Origin of the sequence: Clostridium sp. (assembly GCF_022482905.1) — a bacterium.
Taxonomy (GTDB): Bacteria; Bacillota; Clostridia; order Clostridiales; family Clostridiaceae; genus Clostridium_B.
The window spans coordinates 2,119,583-2,138,725 of record NZ_JAKVOI010000001.1; the positions used below are offsets into that span (position 1 = coordinate 2,119,583).

At 36.2% G+C, this 19,143-nt stretch carries 19 protein-coding genes; all 19 read right to left on the bottom strand.

Features of this window, described 5'->3' with window-relative positions; genetic code table 11:
- Nucleotides 1-11: 11 nt before the first annotated feature.
- Nucleotides 12-710 carry a diacylglycerol kinase gene (locus LKE46_RS10470; RefSeq protein ID WP_291721604.1) on the bottom strand — a complete coding sequence of 233 codons (699 nt, stop codon included), beginning with the start codon at nucleotides 708-710 and terminating at the stop codon, nucleotides 12-14.
- Nucleotides 707-1,219, bottom strand: a complete 513-nt coding sequence (gene ybeY, locus LKE46_RS10475) for an rRNA maturation RNase YbeY (protein WP_291721607.1) — start codon at nucleotides 1,217-1,219, stop codon at nucleotides 707-709. Before ybeY ends, LKE46_RS10470 begins: the two co-directional genes overlap by 4 nt.
- Nucleotide 1,220: 1 nt before the next feature.
- Complete coding sequence (locus tag LKE46_RS10480; protein WP_291721610.1) at nucleotides 1,221-3,365, bottom strand: HD family phosphohydrolase; 2,145 nt, start codon at nucleotides 3,363-3,365, stop codon at nucleotides 1,221-1,223.
- A 20-nt stretch (nucleotides 3,366-3,385) separates the two neighbouring features.
- Nucleotides 3,386-4,579, bottom strand: a complete 1,194-nt coding sequence (yqfD, locus tag LKE46_RS10485) for a sporulation protein YqfD (RefSeq protein WP_291721612.1) — start codon at nucleotides 4,577-4,579, stop codon at nucleotides 3,386-3,388.
- A complete protein-coding gene (yqfC, locus tag LKE46_RS10490; protein ID WP_291721614.1) occupies nucleotides 4,566-4,847 on the bottom strand; it encodes a sporulation protein YqfC in 282 nt (93 codons plus the stop codon). Before yqfC ends, yqfD begins: the two co-directional genes overlap by 14 nt.
- 162 nt (nucleotides 4,848-5,009) lie before the next feature.
- Nucleotides 5,010-5,456 carry a GatB/YqeY domain-containing protein gene (locus LKE46_RS10495; RefSeq protein WP_291721617.1) on the bottom strand — a complete coding sequence of 149 codons (447 nt, stop codon included), beginning with the start codon at nucleotides 5,454-5,456 and terminating at the stop codon, nucleotides 5,010-5,012.
- 28 nt (nucleotides 5,457-5,484) lie between these two features.
- Complete coding sequence (gene rpsU, locus LKE46_RS10500) at nucleotides 5,485-5,661, bottom strand: 30S ribosomal protein S21 (RefSeq protein WP_007061146.1); 177 nt, start codon at nucleotides 5,659-5,661, stop codon at nucleotides 5,485-5,487.
- Between the two features lie 119 nt (nucleotides 5,662-5,780).
- Entirely contained in the window at nucleotides 5,781-6,125 is a 345-nt protein-coding gene (locus LKE46_RS10505) for a histidine triad nucleotide-binding protein (protein ID WP_291721686.1), read from the bottom strand.
- Nucleotides 6,126-6,234: 109 nt separating this feature from the next.
- Nucleotides 6,235-7,524 (bottom strand): tRNA (N(6)-L-threonylcarbamoyladenosine(37)-C(2))-methylthiotransferase MtaB, encoded by a 1,290-nt coding sequence (gene mtaB, locus LKE46_RS10510; protein ID WP_291725649.1) that lies wholly within the window; start codon nucleotides 7,522-7,524, stop codon nucleotides 6,235-6,237.
- 45 nt (nucleotides 7,525-7,569) lie between these two features.
- Nucleotides 7,570-8,322, bottom strand: coding sequence for a 16S rRNA (uracil(1498)-N(3))-methyltransferase (locus tag LKE46_RS10515; RefSeq protein WP_291721688.1), 753 nt, complete (start codon nucleotides 8,320-8,322; stop codon nucleotides 7,570-7,572).
- 29 nt (nucleotides 8,323-8,351) lie between these two features.
- Nucleotides 8,352-9,293: a 50S ribosomal protein L11 methyltransferase gene (gene prmA / locus LKE46_RS10520; RefSeq protein WP_291721690.1), complete on the bottom strand. Its 942-nt coding sequence runs from the start codon at nucleotides 9,291-9,293 to the stop codon at nucleotides 8,352-8,354.
- Nucleotides 9,294-9,327: 34 nt separating this feature from the next.
- Nucleotides 9,328-10,470, bottom strand: a complete 1,143-nt coding sequence (dnaJ, locus tag LKE46_RS10525) for a molecular chaperone DnaJ (protein WP_291721693.1) — start codon at nucleotides 10,468-10,470, stop codon at nucleotides 9,328-9,330.
- 146 nt (nucleotides 10,471-10,616) lie between these two features.
- On the bottom strand, nucleotides 10,617-12,497 hold the full coding sequence (gene dnaK, locus LKE46_RS10530; protein ID WP_291721696.1) for a molecular chaperone DnaK: 1,881 nt from the start codon (nucleotides 12,495-12,497) through the stop codon (nucleotides 10,617-10,619).
- Between the two features lie 66 nt (nucleotides 12,498-12,563).
- Nucleotides 12,564-13,250 (bottom strand): nucleotide exchange factor GrpE, encoded by a 687-nt coding sequence (grpE, locus tag LKE46_RS10535; RefSeq protein ID WP_291721699.1) that lies wholly within the window; start codon nucleotides 13,248-13,250, stop codon nucleotides 12,564-12,566.
- A 65-nt stretch (nucleotides 13,251-13,315) separates the two neighbouring features.
- Nucleotides 13,316-14,356 (bottom strand): heat-inducible transcriptional repressor HrcA, encoded by a 1,041-nt coding sequence (gene hrcA / locus LKE46_RS10540; protein WP_291721701.1) that lies wholly within the window; start codon nucleotides 14,354-14,356, stop codon nucleotides 13,316-13,318.
- A 190-nt stretch (nucleotides 14,357-14,546) separates the two neighbouring features.
- Nucleotides 14,547-15,701, bottom strand: a complete 1,155-nt coding sequence (gene hemW, locus LKE46_RS10545; protein WP_291725651.1) for a radical SAM family heme chaperone HemW — start codon at nucleotides 15,699-15,701, stop codon at nucleotides 14,547-14,549.
- 10 nt (nucleotides 15,702-15,711) lie between these two features.
- Entirely contained in the window at nucleotides 15,712-17,520 is a 1,809-nt protein-coding gene (gene lepA, locus LKE46_RS10550) for a translation elongation factor 4 (RefSeq protein ID WP_291721704.1), read from the bottom strand.
- A 162-nt stretch (nucleotides 17,521-17,682) separates the two neighbouring features.
- Nucleotides 17,683-18,006 (bottom strand): hypothetical protein, encoded by a 324-nt coding sequence (locus LKE46_RS10555; protein WP_291721707.1) that lies wholly within the window; start codon nucleotides 18,004-18,006, stop codon nucleotides 17,683-17,685.
- Nucleotides 18,007-18,063: 57 nt separating this feature from the next.
- Nucleotides 18,064-19,053 carry a GPR endopeptidase gene (gpr, locus tag LKE46_RS10560; protein WP_291725653.1) on the bottom strand — a complete coding sequence of 330 codons (990 nt, stop codon included), beginning with the start codon at nucleotides 19,051-19,053 and terminating at the stop codon, nucleotides 18,064-18,066.
- Nucleotides 19,054-19,143 lie beyond the last annotated feature (90 nt).

Consider the following 19,143-nt stretch of genomic DNA (forward strand, 5'->3'; position numbering starts at 1 on the left):
AATTATATCATTTATCCAAACACTCTAAAAAGCAAAACCGTTATGAGCACTCCAAAAACACCTCCTAAAAAAACCTCCAGTATGGAGTGCACTTCTGAGTCAACTCTGCTCTGTGCAACTATAAATGCCAGCAGATAACTCAATATTACTATTTCAAGTTCTTCTGCCATAAGCGCAATTATGGTAGCTATTGAAAAGGCAATTGCACTGTGTCCGCTTGGCATTCCTCCTTTTAGAGGAGTACCTTCTCCGAATATGGCCTTTACAACTATAGTTGCTATACACACTATGACAAGCATTATAAATATATTATATGGACTTGTAGTCCTTATTTTTCTCATAAGTATAAAATTGATGTAATTCAATTTATCCCAAAATATTATATAACCAACAAGGATAGCATTGATTGCAGTTATGAGAACACCTCCTGCGGCCACATTCTTTGCTATTTTAGCAAGAGGATGATAGTAATTCGTAGTGGCATCTATGGCAAATTCTACAGCCGTATTAAAGAGTTCCGCCATTATAACCATGGTTATGGTTATAGTTATGGCCAGCAGCTCAATTTTACTTAAATCATAGAAAAAACACAATACAAGAACCAGGAGTGCCGCTATCATATGTATCTTCATATTTCTCTGGGTTCTAACTGAATATATTATTCCCTGTATGGCATAATTGAAACTGTCCAAAAGCTTTTTAACCTTCATAGTGAATTCCTCTTTGCAAATTGAAATTTTGCCAGAATTTCTTCTTCCCTTTCTCTCATCTTCCTTTTCTCATCTTCCTGCATATGGTCATATCCTAAAAGGTGAAGCACGGAATGAACAGTCAAATAACATGCTTCCCTGAGAAAAGAATGTCCGAACTCCACTCTCTGTTCTTCTACCTTTTCCAGAGAGAGTGCAATGTCACCCAGTACCAAATTCCCGCTGTCCATGTCACTTTCCTCAAATTCATCTCCCCGATAAGTTTCTTTAAATACCTTCCCTTCAGGATATTCCAGCATTGGAAATGAAAGCACATCAGTAGCACTATCTATTCCCCTGTTTTCTCTATTTATATTTCTTATACCTTCATTGTCTACAAATATGACACTTACTTCACAGGGTACATCCACTTTTTCCTCTTTCAATGCATATTCTATAACTTCTGTTATAGTATTCTCAAGTCCGCCTGCAATATCTATTTTTTTCTGTCTATTGTCTATAAAAATCATGTTAGTCCTCCGTATGTTTGTGCATTTCTTCTATTCTCTCTAAAATTTTATCATCAATGATTTCATCGCTTTTTTCTTCATATTTATCCTTGGGATATTCTATTCTATGATGATATATACCGAGAAGTACTTTTAAAAAAGCCTCCTTTATTTTTCCTATATCCTTTAGTGTCAAATCACAGTTGTCAAGCTGTCCCTCCTCAAGTCTGTCTCTGATTATACTGTTGACCATATTTTCTATATTCTCTTTGTTGGGCTCATTAATGGATCTAACTGACGCCTCCACACCATCTGCCAGCATTATTATACCAGATTCCTTAGTTTCGGGTATAGGTCCCGGATATCTAAAATCTTCCTTCTTTATTTTCTCTGGATCATCACTTGAATTTTTCATTGTAACATAAAAATATTTAACGAGAGATGTTCCATGGTGCTGTTCTATAACATCCTTTATAACCTTTGGGAGCTTATATTCTCTGGCCATCTCCATTCCATCTTTTACATGAGATATTATTATAAGGGCACTTAATGCCGGTGTTATTTTATCATGCGGGTTATCATTTCCAAGTTGATTCTCCTTGAAAAAATATGGTCTTTTAATCTTTCCTATATCATGATAATAGGCAGCAACCCTTGAAAAAAGTGAATTTCCGCCTACTTCTTCGGTAGCCATTTCAGCAAGGTTTCCTACCAGTATGCTGTGATGATAAGTTCCTGGAGCCTCGATAAGCAGTCTCTTTAGAAGCGGATTATTTGGATTGGACAGTTCTAGAAGTTTTATAGTGGTTACTATATTGAATGTGCTTTCGAAAAGTGGTAAAAATCCTATTACAAGTATTCCCGAAATTATACTTGCTGCTCCTGTAAACAATGTTTTCCTTGCTACATCCACTATATTGTTGCTCAGTAAAAATCCCATGGATGACGTAAGTATTATATTTATGACAGCAATATACAGAGATGCAATCAATATGTCATTCCTCTGCTGCAATTTTCTAAGAATTATAGAACCTACAACTGCATTTATTATGGCAAGCACAGTTATCTCTATGTTGAATTCCACTGCAGTACTTATCAATACGCAGGCAATAGTATTCAATACGAGTGATACCTTTCCATTTACAAGTATTGAGAACATCAATGGTATAAACGCAAGGGGTATGAAAAACGGCGATGCAAGCCCGAGTACCCTTGCAAAAAGCACAGCCATACAGTTCAATATATTTATCATGGTAAGCATGTTCACATTGTCATACAATTTCCTATTGTATATACTTAAATATGCCCACTGTAGAAACAGTATTACACCTACAAGTACACCCAGTGACAAGTATATATACCACCTGAAATAAGATCCGTCATTTAGAAGTCCCAGATCCTTTAAAACTCCTATCTGATATTTAGTTACCGGTTCTCCTTCTTTTACTATTATCTGATCCTTTTTAACCATTACAGGTGGAACTTTTTTTGCAGTCTCCTCTTTTAGTTCTTCAGTTTTATCCTTGTCATAGAAAAAGTTTGGAGATATCTGTGTATAAGCTATATTTGCAGCCAGATCCCTGGTTGACTTTGTAAAATTCGAATCTCCTATCTTGATCATTATGTTTTCCTGCGCCTTTTTAATGTCCTCCTTGTTGTCCTTCTGGCTGTTGTCACTTATATTGTCATTATCATATAAATCGGACATTATATTAACTAGAAAACTCTGAAGCGTTCTTATATCATTTTTATCCATCTTTACAATTGAAAGATAATCATTGTCAGATAATTTTATTGCTGAATTACTCTTGAGTTTTTGCTGTTTCTGGGTTTGATTCAGCTGGTTGTCTGCCGATATCTGCTGAACCATGGTGAAAAATTTATTCAGCCTATCCACAGTCTGTGTTTTTATCTCAGGATTTTTATTATACTGAATTGGAACAGAATCCAATACCTGATTTATTCTGTCCTGAGTAGAAAGTTCATCCTTTACTTCCCTTGGAGCTTTGATGTCAACCTTTGCTATCTCCCCAACCTTCAGATTATATCTTTTAATAGTGAGTCCCGTCAAAAGTACAACATATATAAATATAAAGCTGATTACGAATATAATAATCTTGTTCTGTCTTCCTTTTACAAGGAATTTGTCCAATCTTAGTTTTTTCATTAGAAATCATCCTTTGTACACTAGTTACCGTTATTTCCAATATTGTCCTTTTCCTGCATATCTTCTTTATGCTCCACCTGTGACACTATATTTTCTTCTGCTACAACCAGCACTCTCACCTTAAGAAATTTATCCTGTTTTTTATCCACTATCTTATTCATTATCTTAACAGACTTATCTAGATTTGAACATATTTTCCTGTAAAGTTCTCCGGATATTTCAGCAGTTATCCTTTCTATATTGCCTTTAACTGGAACTTCTTTTACTTCATAGAAAGTTTCTTTTTTTAAAAATATTTTACTTTCCTCTATTTTATCATATTTACTAAAATTATTTGCATGTTTTTTTAAATATAACTTCCTTCCATTTATATTTATATAGTAATTTTCTATTTTCTTTCCCGTTCTAACTCTCTTTATAGTATCCACCTTTACACTTTTACTGGCTTCATAAAAGGTTCTGCATATAACCTCTCCTGCAGCATGTACAGGATACGTTGCCCCCTCCTTTCCCTGTATTCCTCTTACAAGAATCTGTCCTTTTTTAACCATATCTCCTATATTTACAACAGCCGTACCTGCCGTAGTATAAAGTCTGACCACTTCTCCATCTTTTGATGCTGCAAGGTCACATGGTGAATTGTCCGAGATTATATTGGGAGGTGATTTTCTTTCTTCTACACTTATTATAAGTCTTGAACCATCAATCCTTGCTTTTACCCACATTATATTGTCATCACTTTTTATGAGAAATTCTTCTATCTTGTACACATCCAAATGTTTTTTATTGATTCCAGGGACTATTCCAGACTTTTTTAATTTCTGTCTTATTTCATAAGGCGGCAGATTTGAATCAGAATTTATCTGTATCTCCCATATGAACGTTGACATATAATATATTATTCCTATAAATAATAATACTCCTATAACCATCATTCTATTTTTCTTAAGTCTCAATATAAAAAAAGAAAGGCCCCATCTTTTCACTATCTTTATTCTAGCACTGCTTCTCTTTGCAAATTCCTCTATTTTATAATAATCTTTCAATTTTATATCCATCATCACGGTGGTTACACTTTTTTTTCTTATGTTTTTTATATAGACATTGTTCTTCCATATAAGATTTATAAATCTTTCAGGTATAATGGATTGTATCTCAATTGTTATATAGGCATTTTTATATTTTCCAAAATTGAATCTGCTAGTTTCCTTCATAGGTTATTGACTTAAATTTTCCTCCTACTGTTATTGTACTTCCGCCCATAAAAAGTACTTCAAAGTTTTCTCCATATATTGAGATCAATCCTACACCTGAATTAATTTTTATCTGATCCTTTTCAAATAGCACTATACCCCTATGATTTTCTATTACTATTTCTTTGTCTCCCGTTACCAGAATCCTTGGCATGTTCAAAATTATATCCCTTGGAAGATCTAACTTATCTGCAATATTCTGTTTTGTATTGTATAATTTATCTCCCACAATATCACCTCTAAAAATTTATATGGCTTTTCTTCTTTATTAATTTATGAATTATAAATCTAATAAATTACTTAAAGGCAATACTCAAAATAAATAAAAAAATAAAACCTTCTGAAATACAAAGGTTTAGAAAAACAAGAAAGGCTGAGAAAACCCAACCTTTTATTTATTCAAATATTGTTTTACAATTTGACCAACAAGCCTGCCGTCTGCCCTGCCTTTTGTCTTAGGCACAACATATGCCATAACTTTTTTCATATCCTTTATACTATTTGCCCCGACTTCATTAACTGCTTGATCAACAATCTCGGTAATCTCTTCTTTACTCAACTGCTGAGGAAGGTAATCCAACAAGATTTTTATTTCCTTTTCTGTATCGTCAACCAAATCCTGCCTATTCCCTTTTTTAAATTCCAGTATGGCTTCACGCCTTTGCTTGACTTCCTTTGCCAGTATATCTGTAACCTGTTCATCGTCAAGTTGCTTGCCATCGGTCTTTTCGACCAACAGTACAGCGGCTCTTGCCATACTTATTGTATTAGCCTTAAATTTGTCCTTGGACTTTAAAGCCTGTTTCCAATCCTCTTGTAATCTTTTTTTAAGAGACATTGATTTGAACCCTCTTTCCAAAAGAACCCTACTTAAACTTTCTCTTTCTAGCAGCTTCTGATTTCTTTTTTCTCTTTACACTTGGCTTTTCATAATGCTCTCTCTTTCTGACTTCTGAAAGAACACCGGCTCTAGCGCATTTCCTTTTAAATCTTCTTAATGCACTTTCTATAGTTTCATTTTCTCCAACTTTTATTTCTGACATATTATATCCCTCCCTCCGCTAGCCCAATTTAATTTTAAAAATTAAATACAGTTAACATAGGTCAAATAGCACATAGATTATTATACAACAAATGTTTTTGTACTGTCAACATATTGAATTTAACCTGGAGGCCAATTGAGCGACCTTCCACCCAGCAGATGAAAATGTACATGAGGTACGGTCTGTCCTCCATATCTTCCAGTATTTGAAACAATTCTGTACCCATCTTCTGCTATGTTTAGATCACCGGCAATTTTTTTTGCTGCCATAAATATGTGTGCTATAATATTTGAATCCTCTTTATCAAGGTCATTAATACTTTCTATGTGCTTTTTGGGAACAATAAGCACATGAACCGGAGCACCGGGATTTATATCCTTAAAACTCAATACCAGATCATCCTCATACACTTTTTCTGAAGGTATCTCACCCTTTACTATTTTACAAAAAATACATTCTTCCACATGTTCACCCCCTTTACTGAAATGGGATACTTGTTAGTCTATCTTACTTATAGTATTCAATATCAATAATAAATATCCTTCTGAATTCAATAAAAAATTTACAGGATTGTCAGCTCACCTTTCCATTCATGTATCCTTTTTCAGTTGAAACCAATCTTGTTTTAATTATACTGTCTTCCAGGTTTTCAGCTGATTTTGCAATAACTTTTATGTAATTGGGTGTATAGCCTTCATAGAAATCCTCTCTGCCTGGAAGCTGCCTCTCATACAATACATCCATATCCCTCCCAAGAAATTCATCCATGAATTTCTTTTCCAGAATTCCATCCAATTCTATAAGCCTTGAACTTCTTTCTTCCTTTATATTTCCATCAACTTGATTGTCCATCACCGCTGCTTTGGTTCCCTCCCTGGGGCTGTATTTGAATACATGCATTTTTGAAAGCTCTATTCTTTTCAAAAATTTATATGTATTATCAAATTCCTCCTGTGTTTCTCCAGGGAAACCGACTATAACATCAGTAGTTATAGACAATCCTGAAATATTTTTTCTCAAATTATTCAAAACATCTTCATATTCGGAGGTTGTATATCTCCTGTTCATTCTTTCAAGTGTTGTGTCACAGCCGCTCTGAAGTGAAATATGGAAATGGGGACATAGTTTTTGGAGAGAACCTATTCTGTCTATAACCTCATGTGTAAAAAATTTAGGATCAATAGATCCTATTCTCACCCTCTCCACTCCATCTATTTTGTCTACTTCCTGCAAAATACGCATAAGATTCCAGTTTCCCTGCAAATCACTACCATAGGAGGCTATATGTATACCGGACAATATTATTTCCTTGAAATTATTCTCTGCCAGTTTTTTAACTTCAGTTAAAACTGCCCCAGGCTCTTTACTGCACACTGCCCCTCTTGCAAATGGAATCAAACAGTATGAACAAAACCTATTGCAGCCATCCTGTATTTTTAAAAAGGCTCTGGTTCTATGCTGGTACTTTTCAATATTCAAGTTTTCAAATGTATTGTTCTTCAAAACCCCGTCTATCTCAATAAAGCTTTTATTCTCTTTTTCTGCACGATTTACCCAGTATAAAATATCGCCCTTGTTCCTCGTACCTAAAACTATGTCTACACCTTCTATTTTAGAAACTTCCTGAGGTGAGACCTGTGAATAACATCCTACAACAGCTATTATGGCATTTGGATTTTTTCTTCTTGCCCTGTGAATCATCTGTCTTGATTTCTTATCTCCCATATTGGTCACTGTACATGTGTTTATTACATATACATCCGCACATCTGTCGAAATTTACAACTTCATAACCCTCTTTTATAAATTTCTCTGTCATTGCCTCTGTTTCATACTGGTTTACCCTGCATCCCAGAGTCATCATACCTACTGTTCTCTTTCCACTGCATGCACAAGAAAACTTATCCAACTAATTCAGTCCTCCTAAATCACCTAATTCATACATGAGCAGCGATATGCACACAAAGCCTGCTGTTTCAGTCCTGAGTATTCTTGGACCGAGAGTGACTATATTTGAATGAACTTCCCCCAAAGCATCTATCTCGGATTCTGAAAAACCACCTTCGGCGCCGACAATTACTGCTACACTTTTTATACTGTATCTATCTATTTTCCCCATCATACTTTTTATGCCGAGCTTTTTCTCATTTTCATATGGAACTACGACAAGATCCATGGATTTCAATTTTTCTATTGTTTCGTCGAAATTAATCGGTTGATCGACTTTTGGAATTATCCTTCTCCTGCACTGCTTGCACGCCTCTTCAGCTATTTTGTTCCATCTCTCCACTTTTTTAAATTCCCCATTTTTGTTTTTTATAACCACTCTTTCTGTAAATATGGGTGTTATTTGCTTTACTCCGAGCTCTGTAGCCTTCTGTACAATCAAATCCATCTTGCTTGACTTGGGAAAGCCCTGAAACAGATAGATATCTATATTGCTTTCATTATCAGAATCAATTTCGCCCACTATATTTATCTGAACCTGATCCCTGTCTATTTTATATATTATTCCATAAAACTCCTGACCGCTGCAATTGTTTATGACCACCTCATCGTCTTTTTTCAGTCGAAGTACCTTGTTTATATGTTTGACATCACTATCTGAAATATAGGCAATCCCGTCTGTTATATTTTTTTCAGGCACAAAAAATTTATGCATTTAAACAACCTCTTCTATCCATTTATATATCATGTCAATCTTGCAGTGATACAGAACCATTCACCATCTCTGTCTATGTTCTCTATGTTGAAATAATCACACTTCTTCAATTTGTCTATCACTTCATCCTGTCTTCCTTCGATTATTCCAGAAGATATAAAAATTCCATCTTTATTCAGAAAAGATTTAACTTCATCACTCAATGGTATTATAATATCTGCAATTATATTTGCAACTATGATATCTGCCTTGCCATGGACTACATCCATAAGATTTCCATGGAGTATTTCTATATTTGAAATATCATTGTAATTTATATTTTCCTCTGCAGATTTCACAGCCACTTCATCAAAATCCACACCCACAACATGCCCTGCTCCAAGCCTGGCAGCAGTTATTGAGAGAATGCCCGAACCTGTACCTATATCAAACACGGTACAGTTCCCATCAACATACCTTTCAAGCTGTTTAATACACATTCTTGTAGTTTCATGAGTTCCGGTTCCAAATGCCATTCCTGGATCCAGCTTTACTGTTATATCACCTTTTTGCTCCTCATAATTCTCCCATATTGGAACAATTACTATGTTTTTTCCTGCCCTTGTGGGCCTATAATATCTTTTCCAATTGTTTTCCCAGTCTTCTTCATTTACCTTACATGCCTTAACTGTTCCCCTGCCTTTGTCTATACCAAACTCAGACAAATTGTCTATTGAACGTCTTATATAGCTTAATTTTTCTTCAAAATCCCCATCTTCCTTAAGATAAGCCTTTATTAACGAATAATCTTTTATTTTCAAGAGACTATTATCAAAATAATCCCAATCTTCAGGGTGTTTTCTTTTAAATTCAATGTCCTCGGGATCTTCTATAGACACTCCGGAAACACCTGTATTATACAATATCCCTGAAACTGCTTCCACTGCCTCACTAGTAGTTGCAATGGAAACTTCCATCCAATCCTTATTCATAATACACCACTTTTCAATAAATTTATACAGCCAGTTAGAGCTTACGTTTTATCTTATTTATAAATGTTTCCTTTCCACTTCCCCTGTCTATAGTTTCACCGCCGGCTTTCATAAAATCAACCAGCAGTTCTCTCTGCTTCTGGTTGATATTTTTAGGAACATCAACTATTACATTGACATATTGATCTCCCCTGCCATGTCCATTTACTCTCGTTATACCCTTGCCTCTCAGTCTGAATACAGTTCCTGACTGAGTTCCTGGCGGAACATCGTACTTTACTTCCCCATCTATAGTAGGAACCTTTAATGTAGTTCCAAGGACTGCCTTTCCAAAGCTTATATGCCTATCTAAATATACATCAAATCCTTCTCTTCTAAACGTAGAACTTGGACTTACCCTTATGTTTATATACAGATCTCCGGATGGTCCTCCGTTGGAACCTGCTTCTCCCTGTCCTCTTATAGGTATTATATTGCCGTTGTCAACCCCAGCTGGAACATCTACATTTATTTTTTTACGCTTTCTCACCTTTCCCTTGCCCTTGCAATGAGGACACGGATCACTTATTATAGTTCCTGTTCCACCACACTTGTCACAAGTACTCATAGTCACAAAACTTCCAAGGGGAGTGTTCCTCTGTGTTCTCATCTGACCTGTTCCACCGCACTTGTCACAGGTACGCGGCTTGCTTCCAGGCCTGGCACCTGTACCATGGCAGTACTCACAGGTCTCATTTCTATTTATGCTTATTTCCTTCTTTATCCCAAAAGCTGCTTCTTCAAAAGTCAGATTCAGAGCATACTCAATGTCCGCTCCTTTTTGCGGAGCATTTTTTCTTCTGCTGCTCCCGTGAGAAAATCCACCTCCAAAAAATGAGTCGAATATATCTCCAAAACCACCCAGATCTGAAAAGTCAAATCCTCCGAAACCTGATCCCTGTGCTCCTGCACCGCCAAAATCAGTTGTGCCAAACTGGTCATATTGTGCCTTTTTCTGTGGATCTGACAAAACCTGATAGGCTTCATTTATCTCTTTAAATTTTGCTTCAGCTTCCTTGTTATTTTGATTCCTATCCGGGTGGTATTTTAAAGCCATTTTTCTAAACGCTTTTTTTATTTCATCATCACTTGCACCTTTATGAAGCCCCAATACCTCATAATAATCCTTACTTGCCATTTTTATACTTCACCACCTAAGAAAATGTACTAATTTCATCAGTACAACTAAAATTAAATTATTACTTAAATTAAGGGAAGAGCAGTAACTCATCCCTTAACTATTACCATTATACACATCTATTATAAAATCGTGAAGAGAAAATACTATTTATCATCATCCACCTTGTAATCTGCATCAACTACATTGTCGCCATTTTTACCTGAATTCCCCGATCCGGCATTTGGATCTGCTCCCGGATTCGGACCTGCCTGAGCATTTGGACCTGCCTGAGCATTTGGACCTGCCTGGGCATTCTGACTATATATCTTGGATGAAATTCCATAGAAAGTCTGTGTCAGATCTTCGGTAGCTTTCTTTATAGCATCCAGATCCTCTCCGTCCTTGACCTTTTTCAAAGCATCTATCTTTTCTTCTATAGCTTTCTTATCCTCTGCAGACACTTTGTCACCCAGATCCTTTAATGTCTTCTCAGTCTGGTACAGGGTCTGATCTGCATTGTTCTTGATTTCTATAGATTCTTTTCTCTTCTTGTCCTGATCACTGAATTTTTCTGCATCCTTAACAGCCTTATCTATCTCATCATCTGTCAGGTTAGTGGAAGCTGTAATTGTTATATTTGCCTCCTTGCCAGTTCCCTTGTCTTTGGCTGATACATTTACAATACCATTTGCATCTATGTCAAATGTAACTTCAATCTGAGGAACTCCTCTTGGAGCTGGTGCTATACCTGAAAGCGTAAATCTTCCAAGAGTTTTATTGTCGGCCGCCATCTGTCTTTCACCCTGAACTACGTGAATTTCAACGGAAGTCTGTCCGTCTGCTGCTGTGGAAAATACCTGACTCTTCTTGGTTGGTATCGTAGTATTTCTTTCAATAAGAGGTGTAGCTACTCCACCTAATGTTTCAATACCAAGAGTGAGAGGCGTAACATCAAGCAGCAGCACATCTTTTACATCTCCTGTAAGAACTCCTGCCTGAATAGCTGCTCCTACAGCTACACATTCATCCGGGTTTACTCCCTTTGACGGGTCTTTACCGGTAAACTCCTTGACAGCCTCCTGAACTGCAGGAATTCTCGTGGAACCACCGACTAATATAACCTTGTTTACATCATTTATTGTAAGTCCGGCATCACTTAATGCCTTCTTCATGGGTTCTATTGTCCTCTGGACCAGATCCTGGGTCAGTTCATTGAATTTTGCCCTTGTAAGGTTCATATCTATGTGCTTCGGCCCTGTAGCATCTGCCGTAATAAATGGAAGATTTATATTTGTCTGCATAGATGATGACAGCTCAATTTTAGCCTTTTCAGCTGCTTCTTTCAATCTTTGAAGTGACATCTTGTCATTTCTCAAATCTATTCCATTTTCAGCCTTGAAGGTATCTGCTATATAGTCTATTACCTTTTGGTCAAAGTCATCTCCACCTAGATGTGTATCTCCATTTGTAGCCTTGACCTCAAACACTCCGTCTCCAAGTTCAAGTATGGATACATCAAAAGTACCACCACCCAGATCATATACAAATATTTTCTGACTTGTTTCGGTTTTGTCAAGCCCATAAGCTAAAGATGCCGCTGTAGGTTCATTTATTATTCTTCTTACATTGAGACCTGCAATCTTGCCCGCATCCTTAGTTGCCTGTCTCTGGCTGTCATTGAAGTATGCCGGTACTGTTATAACTGCTTCAGTAACAGTCTCTCCCAAATATGCCTCTGCATCAGATTTTATCTTTTGAAGCACCATTGCAGATATCTCCTGCGGTGTATACTGTTTTCCATCTATATTTACCTTATAATCTGTTCCCATGTGTCTTTTTATTGACATTATTGTCTTGTCAGGATTTGTTATTGCCTGTCTTTTTGCTACCTGGCCTACAAGTCTTTCTCCGTTTGCCTGAAATGAAACAACCGATGGAGTCGTTCTTGCACCTTCGGAATTCGCTATAACTACTGGATCTCCGCCTTCCATAACGGCAACACAAGAATTTGTTGTACCTAAATCAATACCTATTATTTTTGACATGTTTAACCTACCTCCTAAATTGACTAACTTCAAAGTTCTCTTGATTAAATAATTTATTGTTTTGAATTAATTTGCTACCTTGACCATGCTGTACCTTATTACCTTATCTCCTTTTTTATATCCTTTCTGAAATACTTCCACAACTGAATTTTTGGCATAACTTTCATCCTCAACATGCATTACTGCATTATGTAGATGAGGATCAAATCCACCATCTACCGGAATCTCCTCTACATCCAACTTTTTCAGTGCATCATTGAACTGTTTCATTGTCATCTCCACACCTTTTTTGAGGTCATCCGCACTTCCATCTATTGAAACAGCCCTTTCCAGATTATCAAGTACGGGGAGTACTTCCTTGAGTACATCTTCACAAACGTCGGTATATATCTGTTCCTTTTCCTTCGCTGTCCTCTTCCTGAAATTGTCATACTCTGCAACTGTCCTTGCCAATCTGTCCTTCAGAGTTGCAAGCTCATTTTTGATTCTACTGTTTTCCTCGTTCAAGTTTTTGTTTTCATCTTTCAGAGCTTTTATCACTTTCTGGTCTTTCATGCTCTGGACATTATCGGATTCACTTTCCTTCTCACAGCTGTCCTCATCACCTTGCTTTTCATTATATTCCTCATATTCTTCGGAAACCTCTGCTTTCTCATCAACCTCAGACTTATCTGTGTCTTTGTCCGAATCCTTTTCCAGCTTTTCATCTTCTTCAATATTATTGGCTTTAATATCTTCCTTCTTTTTAAACATCTGATTGTTTCCTCCAATCTCAAACTAGTATTCATAATTTTATTAAAGACAGGGTTCAGCAGAACTCAATCATCATCAAAATAAGTATCAGTAATAATATAATTCAATTCTCTGACCACATTTGACAATACAGATATGACTTTTGAATAAGGCATTCTCGTAGGGCCTATCAGCCCTATCTTTCCTATTGGTTTGCTGCCCAAATTATAGACTGCTGACACAACACTGCAGTTCTCTGCTCCCTCTATATAGTTTTCATTTCCAATTTTCACTGAAATATTCGATGAATCATTTAAAAGTTCATTGACTTTATCTTTATTATCCAGCATGGATAAAAACTCTCTTGCTTTTTCAACATCTTTATATTCCGGATAGTTGAATATATTTACAGTGCCTTGCATGTATATATCGGAATTGTCTGCACTTCTAAGATTTTCATATAATACAGGGATTATTGCATTAAATATATCTTCATATTCCCTTAAATCATTTTTTATATTGTTTATTACCTCTAAATTTATTTGTTCACTATTTAACCCTCTTAATCTTTGATTGAGAAGATTGCTGAGCTTTGTGAGGATTTTGTCGGAAACACTTTTTTTCACCTTTATTACATTGTTTTTTACAACACCATTGTCTGTAACCAAAATCAACAGTATATTATTGTTGAATTCCATATTTACAAGCTGCAAATGTCTTATATAGCTTTTACTCACAGATGGCGTCCTCACTATACATGTAAGTTTGGTCAATTCAGCCAGTAGAAAAGTTGCCTGCCTTATAGCCCTATCCATTTCAAAAATTGCACTGTCCAAAATTTTCTTTCTTATTGCATACATTTCCTCTTCAGTTAAGTTTGGCACCTGCATTAGTTTATCAACATAAAGCCTGTAGCCCTTATTTGACGGTTTCCTTCCAGAGGAACTGTGTGGTTGCTCCAAATATCCCATATCTTCAAGATCTGCCATCTCATTTCGTATAGTAGCCGAACTTATCCCGAGATTATACTTTTTTGCTATGGTCCTGGATCCAACAGGCTCTGCAGTTTGTATATAATCATTTATTATTGCCTGAAGTATTCTTATCTTTCTTTCATCCATTTCCACATAATCACCTCTTTATTAGCACTCGCTATCATTGAGTGCTAACTGTTATGATTAAAAAATATCACTGATATTTTTTTTTGTCAACTACACTCTATGTATATTATATATTCAAATTTTATAATACATCAATTTAAATGTATATTGTTGGAGAATACTCTGATTTTCTTTTAATATCTATATTACCTATTTATCATGTCAGAATAAATTCACACATCACGCTGTTTGATACCTGAATGCCCCTTCTGCTCAAATATAAGCTGTCTCCGTTTCTAATCAAGGTCCCGTATTTTATATGTTTATCAATAATATTTTTATATACGGAATTAATATCCATCTTGAATCTGGATTCAAATTCAGATATGGATATTCCCCTGATTTTTCTAAGTCCCATAAACATAAATTCTTCTATGCTGTCTTCTATGGAATTTTTATGAATGTCATATCTGACAAATTTGTTCTCCCCTGCCTCTTTTATATATTGTTCTATATCTCCGGATTTTCTATACCTGTATCCATTCAGATAGGAATGGGCACTTACGCCGCATCCAATATATTCCTGAAGATTCCAGTACGTTAAATTGTGGATGCAGTTAAAACCCTTTCTTGAAAAATTTGATATTTCATATTGTTCGTAACCCTTTGACTCTAAAAAGTCTATGGCAAAATCATACATTTCTCTTTCTTCGTCTTCACCCGGAAGCCCTATATATCCCCTTCTATACATATTGTAGAAAGGGGTGTTTTGTTCAATTATAAGGCTGTAACACGATATGTGCTCAGGCTGCAGTTCCACTACATTCTTCAGAGTCTCTCTCCACTCCTGAATATCCTGGTTTGGAAGTCCAAACATCAAGTCCACATTTATATTTGTAAATTCAAATCTTCTTGCTAAATTATATGCCTGGAGAAACTCTTCTACAGTGTGTATTCTACCAAGATTTTTAAGTATATAATTCTGCCACGCCTGAAGTCCAATACTCAATCTGTTGACACCCATTTTTTTTAAAATCTTGAATTTTTCTTTCGTAAAGCTTCCGGGATTTCCCTCAACGGTGAATTCCATATTTTCAACAGTATCGAGATCTACAATAGAATCATATATATTTTCCCATGCTTCCATGTTCATATAGGTAGGTGTACCACCGCCTATGAATATACTTTTTATCTTGATTTTTGATAAATTATCTATCTCTCTGGCAAGTGCCCTGGAATATTCGTTCATTAATTTTTCTCTATTGCTGAAAGATGGGAAATCACAATACAGACACTTTTTACGACAGAAGGGTATGTGTATATATAATGATATCCCCTCTGCTGAATTAGTCTCATGTTTACACAGTTCCATCAAATCATCACTAATCCTCCGTCTTTAAAATAGCCATAAAAGCTTCCTGTGGTATTTCAACAGAGCCTACCTGCCTCATTCGTTTTTTACCTTCTTTTTGTTTTTCCAAGAGTTTCTTCTTTCTTGATATATCTCCTCCATAACACTTTGCAAGGACATCTTTTCTCATGGCTTTGACTGTCTCTCTAGCTATAACCTTTCCGCCCACTGCAGCCTGAATAGGTATTTCAAACAGCTGTCTTGGAATTATTTCCTTCAATTTTCCAGCAGTATATCTTCCTCTTTCATAGGCTCTTTCTTCAGGAACAATCATAGACAGTGCATCTACTATATCTCCATTCAACAGTATATCCAATTTTACAAGCTTTGCTTCACTATATCCCTTTAATTCATAGTCAAAGGATGCATAGCCCCTTGTTCTCGACTTGAGGGCATCGAAAAAATCATATATTATTTCATTGAGAGGTATATCATAATTCAAACATACCCTTGTGGTCTCAATATATTGCATATCCCTGAAGGTGCCTCTTCTATCCTGAGCAAGTTTCATAACAGCTCCAACATAATCTGAAGGAGTTATTATAGAGGCCTTTACTATTGGTTCCTCCATATATTTTATGTCTGACAGTTCCGGCATATTTGTAGGGTTGGTAAGCTCAATTACATTCCCGTCGGTCCTGGTTATCTTGTATATAACAGAAGGTGCCGTCGTTATAATATCTAAGTTGAATTCCCTCTCTATTCTTTCCTGGATGACATCCATATGCAGAAGTCCCAGAAATCCGCATCTGAATCCAAATCCCAATGCTATGGAAGTTTCAGGTTCAAAGGAAAGTGCTGCATCGTTGACCTGAAGTTTTTCAAGTGCATCTTTCAATTCTCCATACTTTGCTCCGTCTACAGGATATATGCCGCTGAACACCATCGGTACGGCAGGCCTGTATCCTTCAAGCGGTTCTGCTGCAGATACTTCCGCACCAGTTACAGTATCTCCTACTCTGGCATCCCTCACATTTTTTATTGAAGCAGTAAAGTATCCTACATCTCCTGCCTTCAACCCGTTATTTGGCATAAATGCCGGTACAAATACACCTGTTTCAATTACTTCATATATTTTATCCGTAGCCATCAGTTTTATCCTCATTCCAGGCTCTATGCTTCCCTCTTTTACCCTTATGTGACAAACTACTCCCCTGTAGCTGTCATAGTTTGAGTCAAATATGAGTGCCCTGAGAGGTGCAGATTCGTCACCTTCAGGAGGTGGAACCCTTTTAACTATGGCATCAAGTACATCTTCTATGTTAAGCCCTGTTTTTGCTGAAACCAGAGGAGCATCCTGTGCCTCTATTCCAATGACTTCTTCTATTTCATTCTTTATTTCATCCGGTCTGGCACTTGGAAGATCTATTTTATTTATTACAGGAACTATTTCCAGGTCATGATCCAGTGCAAGATAACAATTGGCCAGTGTCTGAGCCTGTATACCCTGGGTGGCATCCACTACGAGCACAGCTCCTTCGCATGCCGCCAGGCTTCTGGATACCTCATAATTAAAATCCACATGTCCCGGCGTATCTATAAGATTCAATATATATTCCTCTTTTTCAGACTTCTTGTATATCAATCTCACCGCCTGTGATTTTATAGTTATTCCCCTTTCTCTTTCAAGCTCCATATTATCAAGTACCTGTGATTCCATCTCTCTTTTTGTAAGAGTACCTGTCTTTTCAATAAGCCTGTCTGCAAGTGTCGACTTACCGTGATCTATATGCGCAACTATGGAAAAATTTCTAATGTACTTCTGTCTTTCACTCTGCATATCAATAACCTCCATTACTGGCCACTACACGAATTAAAAGATTTGCATATTTTGCAAATCTTTATATATAGAATCTATTATTGCTATAGTAAATTATAGCATAAGACCTATTTACTGAAAAGACTATTATCCCACGAAATTTTCAACATTACGCCGTAATGATCAATGAACTATGTTGGATTTAATCCCATTTAAAATTTCCCCTGCACCTTCAGCTGCTTCATTTATTTTACTGCCTATACTTTCTCCAATATCCACTAGAATCCTTCCTGAACTGTGCTTAAAGTCATAAACTGATTTTCCATCCATATTAATAGAATAGTTTTGAGTTTGAATTTTCAAATCAATAGGGGAAAAGCTGCAGTTTATACTGAAGTTCGATCTATCTTTGATAAATTGCGGCATACTATTGCTCACTATGACTATACCTGTTAAAATCAATATAAAACAACCTGTTACAATTAATTTAAACAACCTTTTGCTCATAAAATCATCCTCATATAATAAAATTTCTATTATTAAGGATAAACAGTTTTATACATTTTATTCAATAAATGAGTTTATTTCCTCAAGCGTAAGTTCAGGCTGCAATGCCATATTTATTGCACTTGAAAGCATTTTTGATATGGCTTCTATAACCATATCCACATCTTTTGGAGTAACCATTATATTTTCAGAGTATGGATTCAATACTTCAAGTATTAATTTCCTCTTTTCTTCCCTGTCTATGGATTTAAGCATCTCGTAAAATTTTCCACCGATTTCCGATTTGGATATCATCTCATTTAGAACCAGATCAATGGTATCATTTGCCATGGTGGCGGCATCCACTACAGTGGGAACTCCTATAGCTATTACAGGAATACCAAGTGTCTTCTCGCTTAACTCCATTCTCCTGTTTGCAACTCCTGATCCGGGTGATATTCCTGTATTGCTTATTTGAATGGTAGCATTTACTCTTTCAACTTTTCTGGAAGCCAGTGCATCTATACATATTATAAGATTCGGCTTTATCTTATCCACAATCCCTCTTATAATTTCGCTGCTTTCCATTCCCGTAATTCCCAGTACTCCCGGAGACACCGCACACACGGGTCTTATCCTCTCATCTATTTTATCCGGAATCAACTGCCTCAAGTGTCTCGTAATCATCAACTTCGAAACAACTTTCGGTCCCAGCGAATCCGGGGTTATATTCCAGTTTCCAAGCCCTACTACCAAAACCGTCATGTTTTTATCTATCTCAGGTTCAATTGAATCTATTACACATTTTAATTCTTCTGACACAACCTTCCCCAGCTTATCTCTTGTTTCACCGTCATAGTGAGCATATTTCGGTATATCCACAGTAATATATGACCCTCTTGGTTTGCCGATTTTTTTCTCGCCAACATCTCCCGTTATCTTGACATCGGTTATTTTAATATCATCTCGCAGTCTTTCATTTATTCTAACTCCATCAATCTCCTCTCCGGCTTCATTTTCATATATTTCTTTAGCCTCTAGAGCCAGATCTGTCCTGATATTCATCATCATTCATCACTCCAAAATAATTTTTTAATTTTTCAGGCTTATTATTTGTGTTTTTACTTTATCTATTCATCTCCAAGCTCAGACGAAAAT

Coding starts and splice junctions, on each gene's coding strand:
- LKE46_RS10470 (WP_291721604.1), bottom strand. CDS start 710: ATGAAGGTTAAAAAGCTTTTGGACAGTTTCAATTATGCCATACAGGGA.
- ybeY (WP_291721607.1), bottom strand. CDS start 1,219: ATGATTTTTATAGACAATAGACAGAAAAAAATAGATATTGCAGGCGGA.
- LKE46_RS10480 (WP_291721610.1), bottom strand. CDS start 3,365: ATGAAAAAACTAAGATTGGACAAATTCCTTGTAAAAGGAAGACAGAAC.
- yqfD (WP_291721612.1), bottom strand. CDS start 4,579: ATGAAGGAAACTAGCAGATTCAATTTTGGAAAATATAAAAATGCCTAT.
- LKE46_RS10495 (WP_291721617.1), bottom strand. CDS start 5,456: ATGTCTCTTAAAAAAAGATTACAAGAGGATTGGAAACAGGCTTTAAAG.
- rpsU (WP_007061146.1), bottom strand. CDS start 5,661: ATGTCAGAAATAAAAGTTGGAGAAAATGAAACTATAGAAAGTGCATTA.
- mtaB (WP_291725649.1), bottom strand. CDS start 7,524: ATGATGACTCTGGGATGCAGGGTAAACCAGTATGAAACAGAGGCAATG.
- LKE46_RS10515 (WP_291721688.1), bottom strand. CDS start 8,322: ATGCATAAATTTTTTGTGCCTGAAAAAAATATAACAGACGGGATTGCC.
- prmA (WP_291721690.1), bottom strand. CDS start 9,293: ATGAATAAGGATTGGATGGAAGTTTCCATTGCAACTACTAGTGAGGCA.
- dnaJ (WP_291721693.1), bottom strand. CDS start 10,470: ATGGCAAGTAAGGATTATTATGAGGTATTGGGGCTTCATAAAGGTGCA.
- dnaK (WP_291721696.1), bottom strand. CDS start 12,497: ATGTCAAAAATAATAGGTATTGATTTAGGTACAACAAATTCTTGTGTT.
- grpE (WP_291721699.1), bottom strand. CDS start 13,250: ATGTTTAAAAAGAAGGAAGATATTAAAGCCAATAATATTGAAGAAGAT.
- hemW (WP_291725651.1), bottom strand. CDS start 15,701: ATGGAACTGTGTAAACATGAGACTAATTCAGCAGAGGGGATATCATTA.
- lepA (WP_291721704.1), bottom strand. CDS start 17,520: ATGCAGAGTGAAAGACAGAAGTACATTAGAAATTTTTCCATAGTTGCG.
- LKE46_RS10555 (WP_291721707.1), bottom strand. CDS start 18,006: ATGAGCAAAAGGTTGTTTAAATTAATTGTAACAGGTTGTTTTATATTG.
- gpr (WP_291725653.1), bottom strand. CDS start 19,053: ATGATGAATATCAGGACAGATCTGGCTCTAGAGGCTAAAGAAATATAT.